The organism is Mycolicibacterium arabiense (genome assembly GCF_010731815.2).
Taxonomy (GTDB): domain Bacteria; phylum Actinomycetota; class Actinomycetes; order Mycobacteriales; family Mycobacteriaceae; genus Mycobacterium; species Mycobacterium arabiense.
This window is the reverse complement of sequence record NZ_AP022593.1, coordinates 3,888,937-3,909,567: the sequence shown is the minus strand read 5'-3', so window position 1 is coordinate 3,909,567 and position 20,631 is coordinate 3,888,937. Positions and strand designations below refer to the sequence as shown.

At 68.2% G+C, this 20,631-nt stretch carries 16 protein-coding genes and 1 pseudogene; 11 read left to right on the top strand and 6 right to left on the bottom strand.

Features of this window, described 5'->3' with window-relative positions; genetic code table 11:
* Positions 1-119: 119 nt before the first annotated feature.
* Positions 120-1,709, top strand: a complete 1,590-nt coding sequence (locus tag G6N61_RS20375) for a GGDEF domain-containing protein (protein WP_163920364.1) — start codon at positions 120-122, stop codon at positions 1,707-1,709.
* A gap of 11 nt (positions 1,710-1,720) precedes the next feature.
* On the opposite strand, the gene G6N61_RS20370 is transcribed toward G6N61_RS20375, so the two are convergent.
* On the bottom strand, positions 1,721-2,380 hold the full coding sequence (locus G6N61_RS20370; protein WP_235887210.1) for a DUF4396 domain-containing protein: 660 nt from the start codon (positions 2,378-2,380) through the stop codon (positions 1,721-1,723).
* A 205-nt stretch (positions 2,381-2,585) separates the two neighbouring features.
* Between G6N61_RS20370 and G6N61_RS20365 the strand changes: the two genes are divergently transcribed.
* Entirely contained in the window at positions 2,586-3,605 is a 1,020-nt protein-coding gene (locus G6N61_RS20365; protein WP_163920362.1) for a mechanosensitive ion channel family protein, read from the top strand.
* Between the two features lie 63 nt (positions 3,606-3,668).
* Here the strand turns inward: G6N61_RS20365 and G6N61_RS20360 are convergent, their stop codons facing one another.
* Entirely contained in the window at positions 3,669-4,199 is a 531-nt protein-coding gene (locus G6N61_RS20360) for a hypothetical protein (RefSeq protein WP_163920360.1), read from the bottom strand.
* 166 nt (positions 4,200-4,365) lie between these two features.
* Between G6N61_RS20360 and G6N61_RS20355 the strand changes: the two genes are divergently transcribed.
* Both G6N61_RS20355 and G6N61_RS20350 read left to right on the top strand, forming a co-directional pair.
* Positions 4,366-6,594 carry an MDR family MFS transporter gene (locus G6N61_RS20355; protein WP_163920358.1) on the top strand — a complete coding sequence of 743 codons (2,229 nt, stop codon included), beginning with the start codon at positions 4,366-4,368 and terminating at the stop codon, positions 6,592-6,594.
* 52 nt (positions 6,595-6,646) lie between these two features.
* Complete coding sequence (locus tag G6N61_RS20350; protein WP_163920356.1) at positions 6,647-9,190, top strand: DEAD/DEAH box helicase; 2,544 nt, start codon at positions 6,647-6,649, stop codon at positions 9,188-9,190.
* 1 nt (position 9,191) lies between these two features.
* Here the strand turns inward: G6N61_RS20350 and G6N61_RS20345 are convergent, their stop codons facing one another.
* Positions 9,192-10,763, bottom strand: a complete 1,572-nt coding sequence (locus G6N61_RS20345) for an alanine/glycine:cation symporter family protein (protein WP_163920353.1) — start codon at positions 10,761-10,763, stop codon at positions 9,192-9,194.
* Between the two features lie 109 nt (positions 10,764-10,872).
* Between G6N61_RS20345 and G6N61_RS20340 the strand changes: the two genes are divergently transcribed.
* From G6N61_RS20340 to cynS, 3 genes and pseudogenes are all read left to right on the top strand, one after another.
* Entirely contained in the window at positions 10,873-11,646 is a 774-nt protein-coding gene (locus G6N61_RS20340) for an enoyl-CoA hydratase/isomerase family protein (RefSeq protein WP_163920351.1), read from the top strand.
* 133 nt (positions 11,647-11,779) lie between these two features.
* Positions 11,780-12,636, top strand: a pseudogene (locus G6N61_RS20335) (formate/nitrite transporter family protein).
* Positions 12,633-13,088: a cyanase gene (cynS, locus tag G6N61_RS20330; protein ID WP_163920350.1), complete on the top strand. Its 456-nt coding sequence runs from the start codon at positions 12,633-12,635 to the stop codon at positions 13,086-13,088. Before G6N61_RS20335 ends, cynS begins: the two are co-directional and overlap by 4 nt.
* A 4-nt stretch (positions 13,089-13,092) precedes the next feature.
* Here the strand turns inward: cynS and G6N61_RS20325 are convergent, their stop codons facing one another.
* Both G6N61_RS20325 and G6N61_RS20320 read right to left on the bottom strand, forming a co-directional pair.
* Positions 13,093-14,196 (bottom strand): acyl-CoA dehydrogenase family protein, encoded by a 1,104-nt coding sequence (locus G6N61_RS20325; RefSeq protein WP_163920349.1) that lies wholly within the window; start codon positions 14,194-14,196, stop codon positions 13,093-13,095.
* Positions 14,197-14,203: 7 nt separating this feature from the next.
* Complete coding sequence (locus G6N61_RS20320) at positions 14,204-15,373, bottom strand: acyl-CoA dehydrogenase family protein (protein WP_163920348.1); 1,170 nt, start codon at positions 15,371-15,373, stop codon at positions 14,204-14,206.
* Positions 15,374-15,566: 193 nt separating this feature from the next.
* Between G6N61_RS20320 and G6N61_RS20315 the strand changes: the two genes are divergently transcribed.
* The 3 genes from G6N61_RS20315 to G6N61_RS20305 all read left to right on the top strand — a co-directional run bounded on the left by G6N61_RS20315 (position 15,567) and on the right by G6N61_RS20305 (position 18,766).
* Positions 15,567-16,586: a nitronate monooxygenase gene (locus G6N61_RS20315; RefSeq protein ID WP_163920347.1), complete on the top strand. Its 1,020-nt coding sequence runs from the start codon at positions 15,567-15,569 to the stop codon at positions 16,584-16,586.
* Positions 16,587-16,719: 133 nt separating this feature from the next.
* Positions 16,720-17,403 carry a PAS and ANTAR domain-containing protein gene (locus G6N61_RS20310; RefSeq protein WP_163920346.1) on the top strand — a complete coding sequence of 228 codons (684 nt, stop codon included), beginning with the start codon at positions 16,720-16,722 and terminating at the stop codon, positions 17,401-17,403.
* A 115-nt stretch (positions 17,404-17,518) separates the two neighbouring features.
* Positions 17,519-18,766 carry a DUF2252 domain-containing protein gene (locus tag G6N61_RS20305; RefSeq protein ID WP_163924964.1) on the top strand — a complete coding sequence of 416 codons (1,248 nt, stop codon included), beginning with the start codon at positions 17,519-17,521 and terminating at the stop codon, positions 18,764-18,766.
* A 5-nt stretch (positions 18,767-18,771) separates the two neighbouring features.
* Here G6N61_RS20305 and G6N61_RS20300 read toward each other — a convergent pair whose 3' ends face one another.
* Positions 18,772-19,341: a TetR/AcrR family transcriptional regulator gene (locus G6N61_RS20300; protein ID WP_163920345.1), complete on the bottom strand. Its 570-nt coding sequence runs from the start codon at positions 19,339-19,341 to the stop codon at positions 18,772-18,774.
* Positions 19,342-19,410: 69 nt separating this feature from the next.
* Between G6N61_RS20300 and G6N61_RS20295 the strand changes: the two genes are divergently transcribed.
* Complete coding sequence (locus G6N61_RS20295) at positions 19,411-20,628, top strand: NADH:flavin oxidoreductase (protein WP_163920344.1); 1,218 nt, start codon at positions 19,411-19,413, stop codon at positions 20,626-20,628.
* Positions 20,629-20,631: the final 3 nt, after the last annotated feature.

The window sequence follows — 20,631 nt, the reverse complement described above, 5'->3', positions numbered from 1 at the left end:
TCGTCTCGGCGTCGGTTGGGCCACGAAGCGAAGGCTTGTTGCTACCTGAGTCGTTCTGCGCCGACCTGGCACGTCACGGGCGTAATCTTCGGAACCACGGGTTTACGGGGGTGAACGCAATGACGGCAGAGCCTGCCCTTGGACCGAATGACGCGGATGAGTCGACGCTGCGGATGCTGCTTCGCATGTCCCGGGCGATCATGGGAGCACGGCGGCTCGAAGCCGCCCTCGAGGCGATCGCCGAGGAGAGCCTGGTGGCGCTCGGAGCCGCTTCGTTCTCGATCAGCCGTTGGGAACGTGAATCGGGAGTGCTCCGCACGTTGATCAACGTCGGCGATCTCGGCCCGGGTGAACAACGTTGGCCGAAGGACGAGAGCTACCGGTTGGCCGATTACCGGTTGGTCACGGACCTGCTGCGACACGGCAGGCCCTACGTGAGTTCCATCGACGACCACGCCGCCGATTCGGCCGCACTGGCCCTGGTCCGGTCGTTGGGCAAGGAGAGCGAACTGGCCGTACCCATCATGTGCGACGGGTCGATGTGGGGCGAACTGTGGGCGACCGGAACCGACGGACGGCGATTCGGGCCCCCCGACGTCGAACTGCTGAGCATGATCGGGTCCACCGTGTCGGCGGCGATCCGCACTGCGGAGATCTTCGGCGAGATGTCGCAGTACGCGTACGAGGATCCGCTGACCGGGTTGGCGAACCGACGCGCCCTCGATGACCGTCTGCACGACTATTACGCGGCCGATGTACCGGTCACGCTATTGATTGGCGACCTCGACGGTCTGAAGATCGTCAACGACCGCCACGGTCACCCCGCGGGCGACAAGCTCTTGCGCGATGTCGCGGACGTCATGAGCACCGTGAGCTCCGCCGTGCCGGATGCCCTGGTCGTCAGGATGGGCGGCGACGAGTTCTGCGTCTTGCTTCCGAGGCGCACGCTGGCCGACGCCGAACGCCTGGCCAGGGAAGCGGCTCAGGAGCTGACGACCGAGACCGGCGCATCGGTGTCGTTGTGCTGGGGTGTGGCTTCGCGTGACATGCAGCTGACGTCCGCCCACGAGCTGATCGCCGCAGCCGATGCCGCACTCATGGCTGCCAAGCGAGAAGGTCCGGGGCGGATGCGCCTGCACACCCAGTCCGGCGCGGGCGGCACGTCCTGGCCTACCCCCCGGGCCGCGCACGGTAGACGTGCTTTGGACCAACTCGTTCCGCGCGTGGTCGCGAGCCTGTCGCAGCGGCCCGAGGCCACACTCTCCGACGCGCTGGACCTATTGACCGCCGAACTGAGTCGCGTCGCCAACGCCTCGGGCTGGGCGACGTCCATTACCACCGACGACGGCCACGCGCTCCTGTTGGAGCGCGGCATGCTCAGCCGCCGCGACAGCGGCTGCCCACTGCGGATGGTGCACTCATTCGACGACACGGTGTATTTGCTTGCTCGTTACCCGGCGACCGTGCGTGCCCTCGAGAACGGCACGTTCTTCGTCGCCGATGTCGACGACGAGAACGCGGACCCCGCGGAGGTCGCCCTGCTACGAGAACTCGGCCAACGAGCCGTGCTCGTCGTGGGCGCCAGGTCGGCCTCGCGCGGCCACCTCTTGGAACTCTATTGCGAGGACGCCGCCCCGCTGCACGAGGTGGCGCCGCACGCGACCGTCCTCCTGCACTACTGCGTCAGCAGGTACTCGGCGGCGACCTGAGGCCCGGGCCGTCAACTCTGCGGCGACACCAGCGCGTGCGCGGCCCGGTCGGCAGCACCGAGTTCGTCGGCGATCGCGACCACCAACCCGCCCAGCATGAACGCGGCGATCGCGGCGACGACAGCGCCGGTGCTCAGCGACGGGATGAAGCGCCGCGCTCCCGTCGCGGTGCCGCCGGAATGGTGGTACTCGTGGGTGAGCGCATGCCCCTTGCCGCGCTGCAGTAGGTAGCGATTCACCGGGTAGGCGGCGAAGAATGCTGCCGTCAGCGCGATCGCCATGCCCACCCAGAACACGACGTTGACCAGACCGGCGTTCATCGCGCCCGGGATCAGCGCCATGACGGAGTTGTCGACGACCTCCATGGTGAGGATGGACAGCGTGTCGGCGGCCAGCACCACGCGCAGCGCCGCGCCAACCGCCAGGCCCGCCTTGAGGAGTGGCAGCGTCGACAGCGCGTAGCCGAACGAGAACGCCAGGGCGACGGCCAGCGCGATCGTCGCCACGTTGCTCAAGCCGAGCGCCGTTCCGATCAGGAGGCCGACGATCTCGCCGATGGCGCAGCCGGTGAGGCAGTGCAACGTCGCGCTGAGCGCCATGGCATTGGTGCTGCCGCCCATGTGGTGGTGCTCGTGTTGCGTGTGCTGGTCGTGATGCGACGGAGTGGTCACGGTGCTCGACTCCCTTCCCGTTCGTATACCCCTGGGGGGTATATACGACGGTACGCCCGCCTCCCAGCGAGCACAAGCGCTCCTTGCGAATGCACACAGCCTCGGCGCCGACGTTTGCGCCGAGACCACGCGGGAATTCACGGCTGCGTCATTTCGAATTGCCGGCCGCGGGGGCGCCGTCGCACCAAGACGAAAGGCTGTACCCGTGGAAGATGCACTGAAGGACATGTGGAGGTCGGTCGCGACGTTCGCGCCGAAACTGGCCGCCTTCATCCTGATACTCGTCATCGGCATCATCGTCGCCAAGCTGCTGGCGAAGGCCGTCGACAAGATCCTCGAACGCGTGGGCTTCGACCGCGCAGTGGAACGCGGTGGCGTTCGGAAGGCCCTCGCGCGCAGCGACTACGACGCGAGCACGATCGTCTCCAAGCTCGTCTACTACGCGTTGCTGTTGTTCGTCCTGCAGCTGGCGTTCGGCGTATTCGGCCAGAATCCGATCAGCGACCTGCTGTCCGGCGTCATCGCGTTCCTGCCGAAGCTCGTCGTCGCGCTCATCATCGTCGTCGTCGCGTCGGCGATCGCTGCGGCCGTACGGGATCTGGTGTCGAATGCGTTGAGCGGCCTGTCCTACGGCCGGATGCTCGCCAACCTCGCCAGCATCTTCATCCTCGGTCTCGGCATCATCGCCGCACTGAATCAGGTGGGCATCGCGCTGACCGTGACGCTGCCAGTGCTCGTCGCGATCCTCGCCACCATCGGCGGCATCCTCGTCGTCGGCGTGGGCGGCGGTCTGATCAAGCCGATGCAGCAGCGGTGGGAGAACTACCTCGACAAGGTCGAGGAGGAGGGCCGCAACGTCCGGCAGCAGTTGGCCGACCGCAAGTCGAGCGCGCCGCAGCAGACCGCCGATCAGGCCCGCTACGCGACTCAGGGCGGCTACCCGCAGACCGGCTCGCCGCAGTACGGCCAGGATCCGCAGTACGGCCAGGACCGGCCGCAGCAGCAGTACCCCGCACCTTCGCCGCAGCTGCCCCAGGGTGGCCCCCAGACGGCGCCGTACCAGCCCAACCCCTACGGGCAGCAGCCCGGCCAGTACGGCGGCCAGGACCCGTACCAGGGTGGCCAGGGTGGCTACGGTCAACCGGGCGGTCAACCGGGCGGCCAACCGGGCTACGGCACGAACCCCGGCGGCTTCGGCGGACCGTCGGATCCGAACCGGCGCTGAGCGCGACGAAGCCACGCCGGTGGTGAAGACCGCCGGCGTGGCTTACGTCTTGGCAGAGTTCGGTTAGCCGCCGGCGCCGACGCAGAAGCCCGGCACGCAGGCACCAGCGCCACCGGGACCGGCCTGTGCACCAGCACCCGGGACCGACGCGCCTGCGCCACCCGGTCCGGCCTGCGCACCCGCGCCCGGCACCACGGCACCCGCGCCACCCGGCCCGGCCTGCGCACCCGCACCCGGCACGAAGGCGCCTGCACCCTCGGGGCCGGCCACCGCGCCCGCACCCGGCACCGCCGCACCGGCGCCACCGGGACCTGCTTGAGCGCCGGCGCCTGGCACCGCCGCACCCGCGCCACCCGGACCGGCCTGCGCACCCGCACCCGGCACCGCCGCACCCGCGCCACCCGGCCCGGCCACCGCGCAGCCGGTGCCGTCGGGGTCGATGCACCCGGCAGGTCCACCGGCCACGTAGGAAGCCCCCGACACGACGCCGGCAGAGCTGCCGACCGTCACCGCCCCGACCATCGGCCCCGCCGCGAGCAACGCGGAGGCAGCACCGGTCAGCACCATTCCCGTAATTCGTGATTTCGTGATCATGAGGCGCTCATACCCAGGTTTCGCGAGTCCAACCATCGCGTGAACCACCGATGTATCTGGGAACCAGCTGGACGTTTCGCCAAACCGAGGTTGTGGCCGCGCCACGGGGGTATGCCGCGCCCGTCGTCGACCGGCGCCGGTGCGGCGTCCGACGAGAGAGGATCCGATGACCGAGGCCACCACCACACTCGATCCGCCCCGGGCCGGATCGGCCGCGCCCGTGGTGGCGCCGCAGCGACGCAACGTCATCTTCGTCGCCGTCCTGCTCGGCATGTTGCTGGCCGCGCTGGATCAGACCATCGTCGCGACGGCGCTGCCGACCGTCGTCGCCGACCTCGGGGGCGCGGGCCATCAGTCGTGGGTGGTCACCAGCTACCTGCTGGCCTCGACCATCGCTACAGCGGTGGTCGGCAAGCTCGGCGACCTCTTTGGTCGCAAGCCGGTCTTCATCGGTGCCGTCGTCTTCTTCCTCGCCGGCTCGGTGCTCTGCGGCTTGGCGGGCTCGATGACGATGCTGGTGGCCGCGCGTGCGCTGCAGGGCATCGGCGGCGGCGCGATCATGGTCACCGCGACGGCGGTCATCGGCGAGGTCATCCCGCTGCGCGAACGCGGCCGCTATCAGGGCGCCCTCGGTGCCGTCTTCGGCGTCACCACGGTGATCGGCCCGCTGCTGGGCGGCTTCTTCACCGACCATCTCACCTGGCGCTGGGCATTCTGGATCAACGTCCCGGTAGCGATCGTGGTGATCGCCGTCGCCGTCGTGGCCATCCCGTCGCTCGGCCGGAAGTCGCGTCCCGTCATCGACTACGCCGGCATCCTGTTCGTGGGCCTTGGGGCCTCTGGCCTGACGCTGGCCACCAGCTGGGGCGGCAGCACCTACCCGTGGGGTTCGGCGACCATCATCGGCCTCTTCGTCGGATCGGCGATCGCCCTCGGCATCTTCGTGTGGGTCGAGATGCGGGCCCGCGAACCGATTCTGCCGATCCGCCTGTTCGGCGATCCCGTCTTCACGGTGTGCTGCGTGCTGTCGTTCGTCGTCGGGTTCGCGATGCTCGGTGCGCTGACCTTCCTCCCGACGTTCATGCAATTCGTGGACGGCGTCTCGGCGACCGAATCCGGTCTGCGGACGCTACCCATGGTCGCGGGACTGCTCGTCACGTCGATGGGCAGCGGCGTGATCGTCGGGCGCACGGGCCGGTACAAGGTCTTTCCGCTGCTCGGGACCGCGGTGATGACCGTCGGATTCCTGCTGCTGTCACGGATGGGTCCGGACACGTCGACGCTGGAGCAGTCGCTGTACCTGCTGATCCTGGGCACCGGCATCGGCATGTGCATGCAGGTGCTGATCCTGATCGTGCAGAACACGGCCGACTTCGCCGATCTCGGCGTCGCCACCTCGGGCGTGACGTTCTTCCGCACCATCGGAAGTTCGTTCGGCGCAGCCATCTTCGGGTCGCTGTTCGCGAACTTCCTGGCGAGCCGTGTCGGTTCCGCCCTCGCCTCCAGCGGCGCGCCACCGGCGGCCGCGGAATCACCGCAGGCGCTGCATCAGCTGCCCGATCAGGTCGCCGCGCCCATCATCGCGGCCTACGCGGACTCGCTCGACCGGGTCTTCCTCTTTGCCGCTCCGGTGGCAGTCCTCGGTTTCCTCGTCGCCCTGTTCCTCAAGCAGGTTCCGTTGCGCGACAGCGCATCCGCCAACAGCGCGGACATGGGAGAGGGGTTCGCCATGCCGACCGACGAGTCGCCCGAGCAACTGCTGGAGAACGCCGTGGGCCGGCTGCTGCGGCAAGGCTCCGGGGTCCATCTGCGCACCATCGCCCGCCGTCCGGGCAACCAACTCGACGTCGGCAGGCTGTGGGCACTGCTGCAGACCTACCGCTTCGCGCAGGCTGCAGGCGAGGCGCGCATCGGCGACATCGCCGACCACGTCAAGGTGCCGCGGGAAGTGCTGGAGCCCAGCTTCGACCGACTGGTCGCGACCGGGTACGCCCAGCGCAGCGGCGACCGCTTCTGGCTGACGGCCGCCGGGGCAGCGCAGTTGGAGTACGCCCGCGCCGGCATGGTCGAGTGGCTGACCCAGCGGCTGGAGGAGTCCTCGGCCTTCCAGGGCGCCCCCGACCGCGAGCAGGTGCGCACGACGTTGGAGCGAATCGCACAGAACGTTCTGGTGCAACGCAATTGGACCGACGAGAGCACGCAGCCGTTCCCCGCTCCGCGGCCATGGACGAACATCCCGACCCGACCGTTCCGCGCGCGGCCTGCGCAGCCACCCCGGGGCGATGCCCGACCGGTCAGGGGCCGACCGCTCGACCCGGCAGCCGCACCGACGGCGCGCTTCCGCTCGCCGGTTCGTCAGCCACCACCCCGGCCACGGCGACCACCGAGGCCGTGAGGGAGCGCCACCTGTAGGCGCGGTGGGTCCGTCAGGCAGGCTGGACCTCGACATGGCTCCCACCCCGCTGCTCGACGACCCCAGCGACCTGTCGCAACTGCGCGCCAAGGGCGCCGACCCCGACGGCTTGTTCGCGTCCTTCGCGGCCTGGGCGGAGGCCAGCGGCACCACGCTCTACCCCGCGCAGGAGGAGGCGCTGATCGAACTGGTCAGCGGCTCCAACGTCGTGCTGGCCACGCCGACCGGGTCGGGCAAGTCCCTGGTGGCGACCGGTGCGCTGTACGCGGCTCTGGCCGGTGGACGCACCAGCTACTACACCGCCCCGATCAAGGCGCTGGTCAGCGAGAAGTTCTTCGCGCTGTGCGGCGTGTTCGGGGCCGAGAACGTCGGCATGCTGACCGGCGACGCCGCCGTGAACTCGTCGGCGCCGATCATCGCCTGCACCGCGGAGGTGCTGGCCAACATCGCCCTGCGGGAGGGCGGCGAATCGAACACGTCCGCCGACATGGTGGTCATGGACGAGTTCCACTTCTACGGGGACCCCGACCGCGGCTGGGCGTGGCAGGTTCCCCTGCTCGAACTCCCGCGTGCCCAGTTCCTGCTGATGTCGGCGACGCTCGGCGACGTCACGAACCTGGCCGAGGATCTCACGCGCCGCACCGGCCGTCCCACCGCTCTGGTGGCCAACGCCGAGCGTCCGGTCCCGCTGTTCTACTCCTACGCCACGACGCCCATGCACGAGACCATCGGCGAACTCCTCGGCACCAAGCAGGCGCCGATCTACGTCGTGCACTTCACCCAGGCGTCGGCCCTGGAGCGCGCGCAGGCGTTGATGAGCGTCAACGTCTGCACGAAGGACGAGAAGGCCGCGATCGCCGACCTCATCGGCGCGTTCCGCTTCTCGTCGGCGTTCGGCACCACCCTGTCGCGACTGGTCCGGCACGGGATCGGCGTGCACCACGCGGGCATGCTGCCCAAGTACCGGCGGCTGGTCGAACAGCTCGCCCAAGCGGGCCTGCTCAAGGTCATCTGCGGCACCGACACCCTCGGCGTCGGGATCAACGTTCCCATCCGCACCGTCGTGTTCTCGGCGCTGTCGAAGTACGACGGCACGCGCACCCGGCTGCTCAGCGCACGCGAGTTCCACCAGATCGCCGGCCGCGCGGGCCGAGCGGGCTACGACACCGCGGGCACCGTCGTCGTCCAGGCGCCCGAGCACGAGGTGGAGAACCTCAAGCAGTTCGCGAAGGTCGCCGACGACCCGAAGAAGCGTCGAAAGTTGGTGCGGCGCAAGGTTCCCGAGGGCATGGTGCCGTGGAGCGAGTCGACCATGACCCGGCTGGTGTCGGCTGCGCCGGAGCCGCTGACCAGCCACATGCGGATCTCGACGGCGATGATCCTCGACGTCGTCGACAGGCCAGGCGACCCGTTCATCGCCATGCGGAGGTTGCTCACCGAGAACCACGAACCCCGCAAGCGCCAGCTCAAGCTGATCCGCGAGGCGGTCGGCATCGCCCGCTCGCTGCTGCAGGCCGGCGTCCTGGAACGGCTCGACGAGCCCGACCACGATGGCAGGCGTTACCGCCTCACCGTCGACCTGCCACCCGACTTCGCGTTGAATCAGCCGCTGTCGACGTTCGCGCTCGCCGCCATCGAACTGCTCGATCCCGAGTCGGAAACCCATGCGCTGGACGTGGTCTCGGTGATGGAGGCAACGCTCGAGGATCCCCGCCAGATACTCGCGGCGCAGTTGAACAAGGCCAAGGGCGAGGCCGTCGCGCAGATGAAGGCCGAGGGCATCGAGTACGACGAGCGGATGGCCCTGCTCGAGGACGTCACCTATCCGAAGCCGCTGGAGGAGCTGCTGGGAGCCGCGTTCGAGACGTACCTGCAGAGCAATCCGTGGGCCGCCGACGTCCGGCCGTCGCCGAAGTCGGTGGTGCGGGAGATGTGGGAGCGCGCGTTCACGTTCCGGGAGTTCGTCAGCGTCTACGGCCTGACCCGCTCCGAGGGTGCGGTGCTGCGCTACCTCTCCGACGCGTTCAAGGCGCTGCGGTCCGGGATCTCGGCCGCCGCACGGACGGACGAGGTCACGGACATCGTCGAGTGGCTTGGTGAGCTGGTGCGGCAGGTGGATTCGAGCCTGCTCGACGAATGGGAGCAGCTCACCAGTCCCGACCAGCCGCTGGACGCGCCGGTCTCGGTACCCGCGCGCCCGCGCCCCGTGACGGGCAACGAGCGGGCGTTCACCGCAATGGTCCGCAACTCGCTCTTCCGTCGGGTCGAACTGTTCGCGCGGCGCCGCTGGTACGACCTGGGTCAGCTGGACGCCGAGTCGGGATGGACCGCGGAGCGGTGGCAGGACGTCGGCGAGCAGTACTTCGACGAGCACGAGGACGTCGGCACCGGACCCGATGCGCGCGGACCGGCCCTGCTGATCGTCGACCGCAGGCCCGACGTGTGGCGCGTGCGCCAAATCCTCGACGACCCGGCGGGAGACCACGACTGGGGCTTCGACGTGGAGGTCGACCTCGAGGAATCCGACGAGGCGGGAACCGCGATCCTGCGACTCGTCGACGCAGGCCGGATGGACTAGATCAGTCCGGTGCGGTGGGAGCCTGCCGCTCGCCCGCGGGAACCCGGTCCTTGCCCGTCGACGGGTCGTAGTTCTCCCAGAACGTGGCGCCCCTGATTCCGAGTGCAATGGGATCGAACTGGGGGTCGAGGCCCGACTTCTTCTGCCTCTCGTAGTCACGGAGGCATTTGTACGCCGGCTGCTGCAGGATGATGATGCCAACGATGTTGAGCCAGGCCATCAAGCCGACACCGATGTCGCCGAGCACCCACGCCTCCGTGGCGGTGGAGACGGCGCCCTGCACGACGGCCGCGAGAATGACGGCCTGCAGGATCCGCGTAGAAGTTCCGCCGAGGGTGCTGCGGATGCCTGGGATCTCGATGGTGTTGAACCTTCCCAGCAGGAAGCGCAGGTTCGTCTCGGCCATGTAGTAGTAGGCGATGATCGTCGTCAAGCAGAAGAACGCGAGCGAGACGGCGATGAACGTCGACCCGGCCCCGTTCCACAACGTGTCGAAACCCGCTTGCGCGTAGGACGGCCCGACGGCCGCGTCGGCAGGCAGGAAGTCGCCGCCCTCGGCCAGCACCGCGCCCGTCTCGCTCTCGCCCTCGAAGACGCGATAGGCGCCCGTCGACAGGATGAGGAATCCCGTTGCGCTACAGACGAACAACGTGTCGACGTACACCGCGAACGCCTGGACCAGGCCCTGCTTGGCTGGGTGCGAGACCTCGGCCGCGGCGGCGGCGTGCGGGCCGGTGCCTTGGCCCGCTTCGTTGGAGTAGACGCCTCGCTTGACTCCCCACAGCACCGCGGACCCGACGATTGCACCGAAGCCGGCGTCGAGGCCGAAGGCGCTCTCGAAGATCAGCTTGAGGATGCCCGGCACCTCACCCGCGTTGGCGAATACGATGATCAGTGCGAGCAGGATGTAGACCACCGCCATGAACGGCACCACGACCGAGGCGAACGCCGCGATGCGCTTCACACCGCCGATGATCACGAAGGCCAGCACGATGACGGTGGCGACGCCGATGACCCACGGCGAGACGCCCCACGCCCCGCTCATCGCCGATGCCATCGAGTTCGCCTGCACGCCGGGGAGCAGGACGCCACACGCCAGCATCGTCACCGCAGCGAAGACGAGTCCGTACACCTTGAAGGCGCTTGCGGCGCGGGTGTGGGCCATCGCGCGACTCAGGTAGTAGGCCGGACCGCCGCGGTACTCACCGGTCAGATCGTCCCGGGTCTTGTAGACCTGTCCGAGGGTGCACTCGACGTAGGACGTCGACGCGCCCAGGAAGGCGACCGCCCACATCCAGAACATCGCGCCGGGACCGCCGAAGGCGATGGCCGTGGCGACGCCTGCGATGTTCCCGGTGCCGATGCGCCCTGCCAGCGACATGGTGAGGGCCTGAAAGGACGACACCCCCGAGGGTGACTTCTCGCCCTTGAGCATGAGCCGCACCATCTCCTTGACCTGGCGGACCTGCACGAACCGGGACCGGATCGAGAAGTACAGGCCGGCGCCGAGGCACAGGTATACCAGCGCGTTGCTGAAGACGTAGCCGTTGACCGTGTCGAGCAGGTCTCTCACGTGCGTTCTCCGTCCGGTCAGGCAGTTCACAGCCGAAGGTCAGGAATCAGTGTTCGATGCTCGCACAGTCGAGTGTGATGTGCGTCCCAACCGGACCTAGGGTTTGACCATGAGCCTCGTCACCTACGAACTGAGTGATCACATCGCGACGATCACCCTCAACCGTCCCGAGGCGGGCAACGCCATCAACGGTGCGTTGCGCGAAGAACTGAACGCGGCGTGGAACCGCTTCCGCGACGAGGAGGACGCCTGGGTGGCGATCCTGACCGCCAACGGGCGGGTCTTCTGCGCGGGCGGCGACCTCAAGGACGGCGAGGGGTCGGTCGGCACGTTCGCGGGCACGTTCTGGGAGAAACCGACGATCAACTCGTTCGAGAGCGGCATGGAGCTGTTCAAGCCGACCATCGCTGCGGTGCAGGGTCCGTGCATCGGCTACGGCTTGACCGGAGTCCTGTTCTGCGACTTCGTGATCGCCAGCACCGAGGCGACGTTCGCGTTCCCCGAGGTGCGGATCGGGGTGCCCACCATCGTCGGCGCGATCCGGCTGCCGCAGCGGCTGCGCTGGGCCGACGCGATGGAACTGCTCCTCACCGGGAAGCCGATGAGCGCCCGCCGGGCCAAGGAGGTCGGATTGGTGTGGCGGCTCGTCGAACCGGCCGATCTGCAGGCGACTGCGCGAGCGTGGGCCGAGACCCTGACCGAGGCGGCGCCGCTGGCGCAACGCGCGACGAAGGAGGTGGCGTGGCGCACCGCCGACATGGGGTGGATCGAGTCGGTGCGGTTCGGCGAGGTGATGCGCAAGGTGGCCGGCGCCACCTCCGACGTGATCGAGGGCATCACGGCGTGGCGGGAGAAGCGCACGCCGCGCTGGACGGGCCACTGAGTTCTCACAGCCGCGCCCACGCGCCGGTGAAGAGAACGTGACGTAGACCTTCCAATCGCTTCACCTCGGCGACATGGCTACGACGCACGCTGGCACCCGTTCAAAGCTCAACCGAACGGGAGAACCGACCGCCATGTCCTATGTGGACCCCAGACAGTTCGTCACGAAGATGATCGACGCCGGCGAGGCCAAGGTGTTCATGTCCACCAGGGACACGGTCATCCGCGCGTACATGGCCGGCGCATCCTCGCGCTCGCGGCCGCATTCGCAGTGACGATCACCGTGCAGACCGGTAACGCACTGCTCGGCGCGGTGCTGTTCCCCGTCGGCTTCTGCCTGCTCTACCTGATGGGCTTTGACCTGCTGACCGGCGTCTTTACGCTGGTGCCGCTCGCGCTGCTCGACAAGCGGCGCGGGGTCACCGTCGGGTCGATGCTGCGGAACTGGGGGCTGGTCTTCGTCGGCAACTTCCTTGGCGCGGTCACCGTTGCGGTCATGATTGCCGTCACCCTGACCTACGGCTTCACGGTCGACCCGAACGAGGTGGGCCAGCGGCTCGGCGAGATCGGCTCGACCCGCACCGTCGGCTACGCCGAGCACGGCGCCGCGGGGATGCTCACCCTGTTCGTCCGCGGCGTGCTGTGCAACTGGATGGTGTCGACCGGTGTCGTCGCCGCGATGATGTCGACGTCGGTGTCCGGCAAGGTCATCACGATGTGGATGCCGATCATGCTGTTCTTCTACATGGGCTTCGAGCACTCCGTCGTCAACATGTTCCTGTTCCCGTCGGGCCTGATGATGGGCGGCGACTTCTCGATCGCCGACTACCTGCTGTGGAACGAGATCCCCACGGTCATCGGCAATCTCGTCGGCGGCCTGGCATTCGTCGGGCTCACCCTCTACGCTGCCCACGCCCGTACCGGCGGTGAATGGCGCCGTCCAAGCACCCCGATCCACGACTTCGAGATCCCCGCCAAGGTGAACGCGTGACCCGCGACGAGATCACCGCCGAGATCGTTGCTGCCAGGTTGGCAAAGGGGCTGACCTGGCAGCAGCTCTCCGAGGCCGTCGACAAGCCGGTGGTGTGGACGATCGCGGCTCTGCTGGGCCAACACCCGATCCCGTCCGAGACCGGCGCGGTGCTCGCCGAGCTGCTGGGTCTCGACGAGTCCGTCGTGCCGGTGCTGGCAGCGGTGCCGATGCGTGGCGGGTTGCCCACCGCCGTCCCCACCGATCCCACGATCTACCGGTTCTACGAGGTGCTGCAGGTCTACGGCGGTGCGATCAAGGAACTCATCCACTCCGAGTTCGGCGACGGCATCATGAGCGCCATCAACTTCAGCCTGGACGTCGAACGCAAGCCACACCCCGACGGCGACCGGGTGGTGGTGACGCTGGACGGCAAGTTCCTGCCCTACGCCTGGACCTCGGCCGACGGCTGACCCGCTACAGCGCGATGGTCTCGTAGGACGAGATCTGACCGATCAGCGTGCGCAACTGATCGTCCGCGCTGCCCAGCGTGTTGCCGATCGCGGTGAGGCGAGCAGCGTAGTGCCCCACCGGGTATTCGGCAGTGACGCCGATGCCGCCGTGCATCTGAATGGCCTCTTGCGCGATGTGCCTGCCCGATCGGGCGATCTGCAGCTTCGCCCGCGCCGCGACGACGGGGTCGAAGTTGCCGTCGGCGATCGACATGGCGGCGTAGAAGTTCATGCTGCGCGCCAGTTCGAGCGAGACGTACATGTCGGCGGCACGCTGGGTGAGGGTCTGGAACTTGCTCAGCGGTACGCCGAACTGCTTTCTGGCGTTGAGGTATTCGGTGGTGAGCCGCAGCGCTTCGGTCATCGCGCCGACGGCTTCGGCGCACAACGCCGACTGGTAGCGGACCAGGGCACGCGAGACGTGCTCGGCCGCATCACCGCCGGCGCCGAGCGGTTCGGCCGCGACGCCGTCGAAGTCGATCTCTGCACCACGGCGACCGTCGAACGTGCGGTAGGGCCGCCGGTTCACCGCGCTCGCGTCGACGAGGAACAGTCCGGTCCCGCCGTCGGGCAGCGCGGCGCTCGCGACGATGACGTCGGCGGCATCGCCGGCCGCCACGTACGCCTTGCGACCGGTGAGCGACCAGGAATCCCCTTGCCGCTCTGCGCGAGTCGACGGCGAGTCGAACGGACGCATGCCCGTCTCCAGGTGCGCGAACGCGAGCAACCGCTCACCGGAGGCGACGTCGTCGAGCGCTGCCTTCTGCTCGTCGGTACCCAATTCGGCGATCAGCCCACCGGGCAGCAGCGCGCCTTCGAGGACCGGTTCCGGAGCGAGTCGCGCACCGAACTCCGTCAGCACCACCATGATCTCGAGCTGGCCGGACTCCTCGGGGTCGAATCCCAGGCCGAGAATACCGAGTTCGGCCATCTGGCCCCACACCTTGCGATTCCACCCCAGGTCGGTCTCGATTACCTGGTTCAGTTTCTCGACGTCGTAGGCGCGGGTGAGGATCTCGCGGGTCGTGTCGCCCAGGAGTTGCTGCTCTTCGGTCAGGTCGAAGTCCATGTGCGGCTCACAATCCCAGAATCGTGGAGGCGATGATGGTGCGTTGCACCTCGTTGGTCCCGCCGTAGATCGACGTCTTGCGGTAGTTGAGGTATCGGGGTGCGGCTTCGTGCGCCGCGGACAGCGCGTCGTCGCCGGTGTCCACCGGAATGGCGTCGGGCCCAGCCACTTCCAGCAGCAGCTCGGTGGCCGCCTGCTGCAATTGGCTGCCGCGCAGCTTCAGAATCGACGACGCCGGGTTGGGCTTGCCGTCGGCCTCGGAACCGCTGACGCGCCGCTGGGTGATCTCCAGCGCGAGCACCTCGTTCTCGACCTCGGCGACGCGCGCGGCGAACAGCGGGTCGTCGAGCAGTGTGCCGTTGCCGACGGTGACCTTCGACGCGGCCTGCTTGGCCTGGGCGAGCCACCGCTTCGTCAGCCCGATGCGGGCGATGCCGGAGCGTTCGTGGCTAAGCAGGAACTTGGCGTAGGTCCATCCGGCGTTCTCCTCGCCGACCAGCTGGTCGGCGGGCACCCGCACGTCGTCGAAGAAGACCTCGTTGACCTCGTAGCTGCCGTCGACGAGCTTGATCGGTCGCAGCGTGATCCCGGGTGTCGACATCTCCGCCAGGATGAACGAGATCCCGGCCTGCTTCTTCGGGGCGTCGGGGTTGGTCCGGGCCAGGACGAAGATCCAGTCGGCGTACTGCCCGAGCGTCGTCCAGGTCTTCTGCCCGTTGATGACGTAGCTGTCCCCGTCACGCACGGCGGTGGTACGCAGCGAGGCCAGGTCGGAGCCCGCCTCCGGCTCGGAGAAGCCTTGGCACCACCAGATGTCGAGGTTGGCCGTCGGCGGCAGGAACCGTTGCTTGATTTCCTCGGAACCGAACTGCGCGATCACGGGGCCCACCATGCTGGCGTTGAAGGCCAGCGGCTCGGGAACACCTGCGAGCTGCATCTCGTCGGCCCAGATCTGCTTGCGCAGCGGCGACCAGTCCTGGCCGCCCCATTCCTTGGGCCAGCCGGGAACGGCCAGGCCATTGGCGTTGAGGATCCGCTGCGTCGTGACCATGTCACCGGGGAAGTCCGGGTGCCCGGCCTTCATCCGCTCGCGGATCTCGGCCGGGATCTCGGTGCTGAAGAACCGACGGAGTTCTTCCCGGAACGCGACGTCGTCGTCGCTCAAGGCCAACTTCATGGACTACCTCAATCCTTCCGGGGTTTGCCGCGCGAGATCAGTTCTACCCCGTCGCCCACGTCGCCACTCGTGAAGGTTCGCCTCACCGGTGCGAGCCACCACCTCCCAGCAGGGAGGATGTCGGTCGTGGGCACGGGGAAGCTGCGTGACGCAGGATCGTTGCACCGGGAGAAGTCGATGACGAGGAGGAACGATGACGTCACCGTTGAAGGACCTCGGCGTGACCAACCCGGTACTCGCCGCGCCGATGGCCGGAGGCCCGACCACGCCCGCCATGGTGGTTGCCGCTGCCCGGGCAGGCAGTGTCGGGTTCCTGGCGGCCGGATACAAGTCCCACGCGGCCGTGCAGAGCGAGATAGCGGCCGTACGCGGGGCGCGAGTTCCGTTCGGCGTCAACGTGTTCGCGCCCAACCCGGTTCCGATCGCACTCGACGACTACCGCAGGTATGCCGAAGAGGTGCAACGCACGGCGGACCGATTCGGCATCGTCGTGCCCGCGGAGCCGGTCGATGACGACGATTCGTTCGACGCGAAGATCGAGTTGCTCCTGTCGGATCCGGTGCCGCTGGTCAGCTTCACCTTCGGCATTCCCGAGGCCGACGTCATCCGTGGGTTGCGCAGGGCCGGAAGCGTCGTGGTGCAGACCGTCACATCGCGCGCCGAGGCGGCACGGGCCGAGGCCGCGGGTGTCGACGTGTTGGCCGTCCAGGCCAGCGCCGCCGGCGGCCACTCGGGCACCCTCACGCCGGACCGCCCGGTCGAAGCCCTCGATCTCGCCGATCTCGTCGCTCAGGTGACCCATGGCGTAGGGCTGCCGGTGATCGCTGCGGGCGGGGTGTCCAACACCGAGGGGGTCACCGCGGCACTTCGCGCCGGTGCCCAAGCCGTCGCGGTGGGCACCGCCCTGCTGCTCGCCGACGAGAGCGGCGCCTCGGCGACCCACCGCGCTGCGCTGCGCGACCCGCTTCGGAGGGAGACCGCGGTCACCCGCGCCTTCACGGGCCGGCCGGCACGTGGCCTACGCAACCGGTTCATCGACGAACACCGTTCCGCGCCGCTGGGCTATCCCGCGATCCACCACCTGACCAGCCCACTGCGCAAGGCCGCCGCGGCGGCCGGCGAAGCCGACCTCGTGCACCTGTGGGCCGGCACCGGCTACCGCGACGCCCGAGAGGAGTCGACGGAGCAGATCCTGGGCCGCCTGGCGGGGTGACACCGGCCCCGCGACTCATCCGATCTGCGCATGTCAAGCCGGGTGCCGCATGGATTGGTGTCGAATCCGCGGCGATCGCGACCATCGGCCCGCGTGAGCCGCGCGATCCGCTATATCTTTGAGTGTGCGAAGCATGGACGACGATCTCTCGCCGCCCGACAGCGATACCGACGACGAGGCTCCTGGCGACTTGGACCGGGCGCTCCTCGCCGGGAAGTCGCAGCGGGTAGGGCGGTTCCAGTACGACTACGGCACCGACACGTGGACGTGGTCGGACGCCGTTGCTCGGATGCACGGCTACGAGCCGGGCGAGGTGGAGCCCACCACGGAGCTGATGCTTCGACATCGACACCCCGAAGACGTCGCGAACGTCACCGCCTCCCTGGCGAAGACCCAGGCTCCGTTCAGCGGTAGGCACCGCATCGTGACCAAGGCCGGTGACGTCCGCAGGGTCGTCGTGGTCGGCGAGGTCGTCAAGGACGACGACGGCGAGGTCTTGGCGACGCGTGGCTTCTTCGTCGATGTCACCGCTGCGGTGAAGGAGGACGTCCAGAAGGGCGTCACCGACGAGCTGCAGCACATCGTGGCTCACCGCGCCGTCATCGACCAGGCCAAGGGCATGCTCATGGCGATCTACGACATCTCCGACGACGCCGCGTTCGAGGTGATGCGGTGGCGCTCGCAGGAGATGAACGTGAAGCTCTACGACATCGCGACCGAGCTGGTAGCCCAGGTGCCGGGGTTGCTCGCCGTCCGCGATCACGACCAGAACCCCATCAACCGGCTCCTGATGACCTTGAAGGGCGAGGGCCGGTAGCCGCCGTATGGTGGGGCATGCAGATTCATCGCCGGTGTGAGCGTTGAGCGACCCGTCGGGCGACGAACGCGAGTCGTTCATCGTGACGAGCCTCGTCGCCGCCTTCTCGGACTTGATGGCGGCCGACCCCGATTCGTTCCGCACCAAGTTCCGCAAGATGGCGGCCGATCCGTTCGCGTTCTACCGCGGCAGCGCGTGCATCTTCTACGCCGACGTCGCCGCCCGCGACGACCGGTGGGCTGACGAGCGCACCAGCCGGGTCTGGATCCAGGGCGACCTGCACGCGGCGAACTTCGGCACGTACATGGACGGCGCGGGAGTGTTGATCTTCGACGTCAACGACTTCGACGAGGCTTACGTCGGCCACTTCACCTGGGACCTGAAGCGGTTCGCGGCGAGCATCGCCCTGATGTGCTGGCAGAAGGCGCTTTCCGACGGCGCGATCACCACGCTGATCGAGGCCTTCGTCCGGGCCTACGTGGACCAGGTGCGGTGGTTCGTCGACGTCGAGGACGACTCCTCGTTCTCGCTGAACCTGTTGACCGCGCGCGGTGCAGTGCTCACGGCGTTGGAGTCGGCCCGGCTGTCGACCCGTGCGGGGATGCTGGACCGCATCACCGTCGTCGGCGAGAACGACCGTCGGTTCCGCGAACTGTCGGGTGTCAGACGCCTCGACGACGCGGAGCGGCAGAAGGTGGAGGCGGCGTTCGGCCACTACCTGGAGACCATCCCGGACACGCAGCGCTTTCGCGGTATCGCCTACGACGTCAAGGACGTCGTCGCCAAGACCGGCTTCGGCATCGGCAGCGCCGGACTTCCCGCCTACACGGTGCTGATCGAGGGCTACAACCAGGCGCTCGACAACGACGTGGTGCTGTCGATGAAGCAGGGCAACGTGGCGGCACCCAGCCGTGTGGTCGACGACGCCGAGGTGCACCGGTACTTCCAGCACCACGGGCACCGCACGGCGGTGTCCCAGCGTGCGCTGCAGGCGCACGCCGATCCCCTGCTCGGCTACACCGTCATCGACGGTGTCGGCTTCGTGGTCAGCGAGATCTCGCCCTACGAGGCCGATCTCGACTGGAGCGAGTTGACCGAACCCGACGAACTGGTGGAGGTCATCGAGCAGCTGGGTCGCGCGGTCGCCAAGGTGCACTGCGTCAGCGACACCGACAGCGATCAGTCACTGGTTGCGTTCCAGACCGAGGAGGCCATCGTGGGGGTCATCGGCGACCGCGATGCCGAATTCGTCTCCGACATGCTCGAATTCGGCCTGGAGTACGCCGCGATCGTGCGTGACGACCACCGGCACTTCGTCGAGGCGTTCCGCGAGGGCCGCATCCCCGGCGTCAGCGCGACCTGACTCGATCAGTCGCCGAGCACCGCCCGGGTGAGTAGTCCGGAGATCCTGGCGTGCAGGGCATCGGTGTCGTCCTCGGCGGCGATGGTGCTCAGGAACAGTGCGGCGCCGGCCGCCATGGCGATGACTGCCCGCGCATCCCCTTCGCCGACCGTGCCGTCACTGGACTCCGCGGTGAACAGCCCAACCGCGGGTCCGCTGAAGTCCGCCCAGAGCCGTTGCCGCAGTTGCTCGTTCTCCGACATGGCGAGCAGCAGCCCGGGCACCGCGGCGCGGACTTCGGGACGCGCGAACAACTCTCGGCTGCCTCGTACGACGCCGTCGACCCAGCCCCGCTGGTCGGTGCCTGCGAACAGGTCCAGATCGGGTGTCGCGCCCAGGATCGCGTGCAGGACCAACTCGGCCTTGGAGGACCAGCGGCGGTTGATGCTCGAGCGGCTCACCCCGGACCGAGCGGCGATCTGCCGCATGCTGAGTTCGTCCCAGCCGATCTCGACGAGCAGTTCACGGGTCACCGAGAAGACGCGCTCGTCGATCGACGGGTCCCTGGGTCGGCCCGCTGCCCTGTTGTCCTGCACCCGTTGATTCAACAGCAGAGGCGTGCCGTCGAGCCGTCCTGCCGGAGAGCGTGCTACATTTCGATACCAATGGCACCGCAACTCGTAGTGCACGCGGCCCCTCCCGCTTCGACGGCTTTCACGCCCACGACGCTCGGCCCGCTCACTCTCAAGAACCGATTCATCAAGGCTGCGACCTTCGAGGGCCGAATGCCCCGTGGCGAGGTCACCGACGACCTCGTCGACTTCCACCTCGAGGTGGCGCGCGGCGGAGCGGCCATGACGACGGTCGCCTACTGCGCGGTGTCGCCCGGGGGGCGGGTACATCGCGACACGATGGTGCTCGACCGGCGGCGGGCCGGCGACCTGCGACGGCTCACCGACGCCGTGCACGCCGAGAACACGCTGGTGTGCGCGCAGATCGGGCATGCGGGTCTCGTCGCCAACACTCGCTCGAACCGGATGGCCACCTTGGCCCCGTCGACTCGGATCAGCGCGCCGGCAATGGGTTTGGTCCGCGCCGCCACCGTTGCGCAACTCGGCGAGGTGGTCGACGACTTCGGCACGGCCGCCCGCAATGCCGTCGAGGCAGGCTTCGACGCGATCGAGGTGCACCTGGGTCACGGATATCTGGTGAGTTCCTTCTTCAGCCCCAACCTGAACAAGCGCACCGACCAGTTCGGCGGCGACACCGTACGCCGAGCCGAGCTGGCGCGGCGGGTCGTCGAACGCGTCCGCAGGGAGGCGGGTGACGGCGTCGCGGTGACCGCCAAGTTCAACATGGACGACGGTGTGCGCGGCGGGTTCTGGCTCACCGACAGCCTGCCCACGGCACGCCTGCTGGAATCCGACGGCCATCTCGACGCACTCGAATTGACCGGCGGCAGTTCACTGCTCAACCCGATGTACTACTTCCGGGGTGACGTGCCGATGGCGGAGTTCATCGCGTCCCAGCCGGCCATCGTCGGCCTGGGACTGCGGATCGTCGGCCCGCGCATGTTCCGCACGTACCCGTTCGAAGAGGCGTTCTTCCTGCCGCTGGCCCGCCAGTTCCGCGACGCTCTCACCATGCCGTTGATCCTGCTCGGCGGGGTGAACACGATGGAGACGGTCGACACCGCGATGGCCGAGGGCTTCGAATTCGTGGCCATGGGCCGGGCGCTTCTCCGTGATCCGATGCTCGTCGACAAGTTCCGGCGGGGTTCGACGCGCGAGGGACTCTGCGTCCACTGCACGAAGTGCATGGCGACGATCTACGACGGCACCCGGTGCGTGCTGCGCGAACGCGACGTCGAGAAGGAAAGCTGATCT

Coding starts and splice junctions, on each gene's coding strand:
- G6N61_RS20325 (WP_163920349.1), bottom strand. CDS start 14,196: ATGGACTTCGACCTGACCGAAGAGCAGCAACTCCTGGGCGACACGACC.
- G6N61_RS20310 (WP_163920346.1), top strand. CDS start 16,720: ATGGACGACGATCTCTCGCCGCCCGACAGCGATACCGACGACGAGGCT.
- G6N61_RS20355 (WP_163920358.1), top strand. CDS start 4,366: ATGACCGAGGCCACCACCACACTCGATCCGCCCCGGGCCGGATCGGCC.
- G6N61_RS20295 (WP_163920344.1), top strand. CDS start 19,411: ATGGCACCGCAACTCGTAGTGCACGCGGCCCCTCCCGCTTCGACGGCT.
- G6N61_RS20315 (WP_163920347.1), top strand. CDS start 15,567: ATGACGTCACCGTTGAAGGACCTCGGCGTGACCAACCCGGTACTCGCC.
- G6N61_RS20360 (WP_163920360.1), bottom strand. CDS start 4,199: ATGATCACGAAATCACGAATTACGGGAATGGTGCTGACCGGTGCTGCC.
- G6N61_RS20305 (WP_163924964.1), top strand. CDS start 17,519: ATGGCGGCCGACCCCGATTCGTTCCGCACCAAGTTCCGCAAGATGGCG.
- G6N61_RS20375 (WP_163920364.1), top strand. CDS start 120: ATGACGGCAGAGCCTGCCCTTGGACCGAATGACGCGGATGAGTCGACG.
- G6N61_RS20320 (WP_163920348.1), bottom strand. CDS start 15,373: ATGAAGTTGGCCTTGAGCGACGACGACGTCGCGTTCCGGGAAGAACTC.
- G6N61_RS20350 (WP_163920356.1), top strand. CDS start 6,647: ATGGCTCCCACCCCGCTGCTCGACGACCCCAGCGACCTGTCGCAACTG.
- G6N61_RS20340 (WP_163920351.1), top strand. CDS start 10,873: ATGAGCCTCGTCACCTACGAACTGAGTGATCACATCGCGACGATCACC.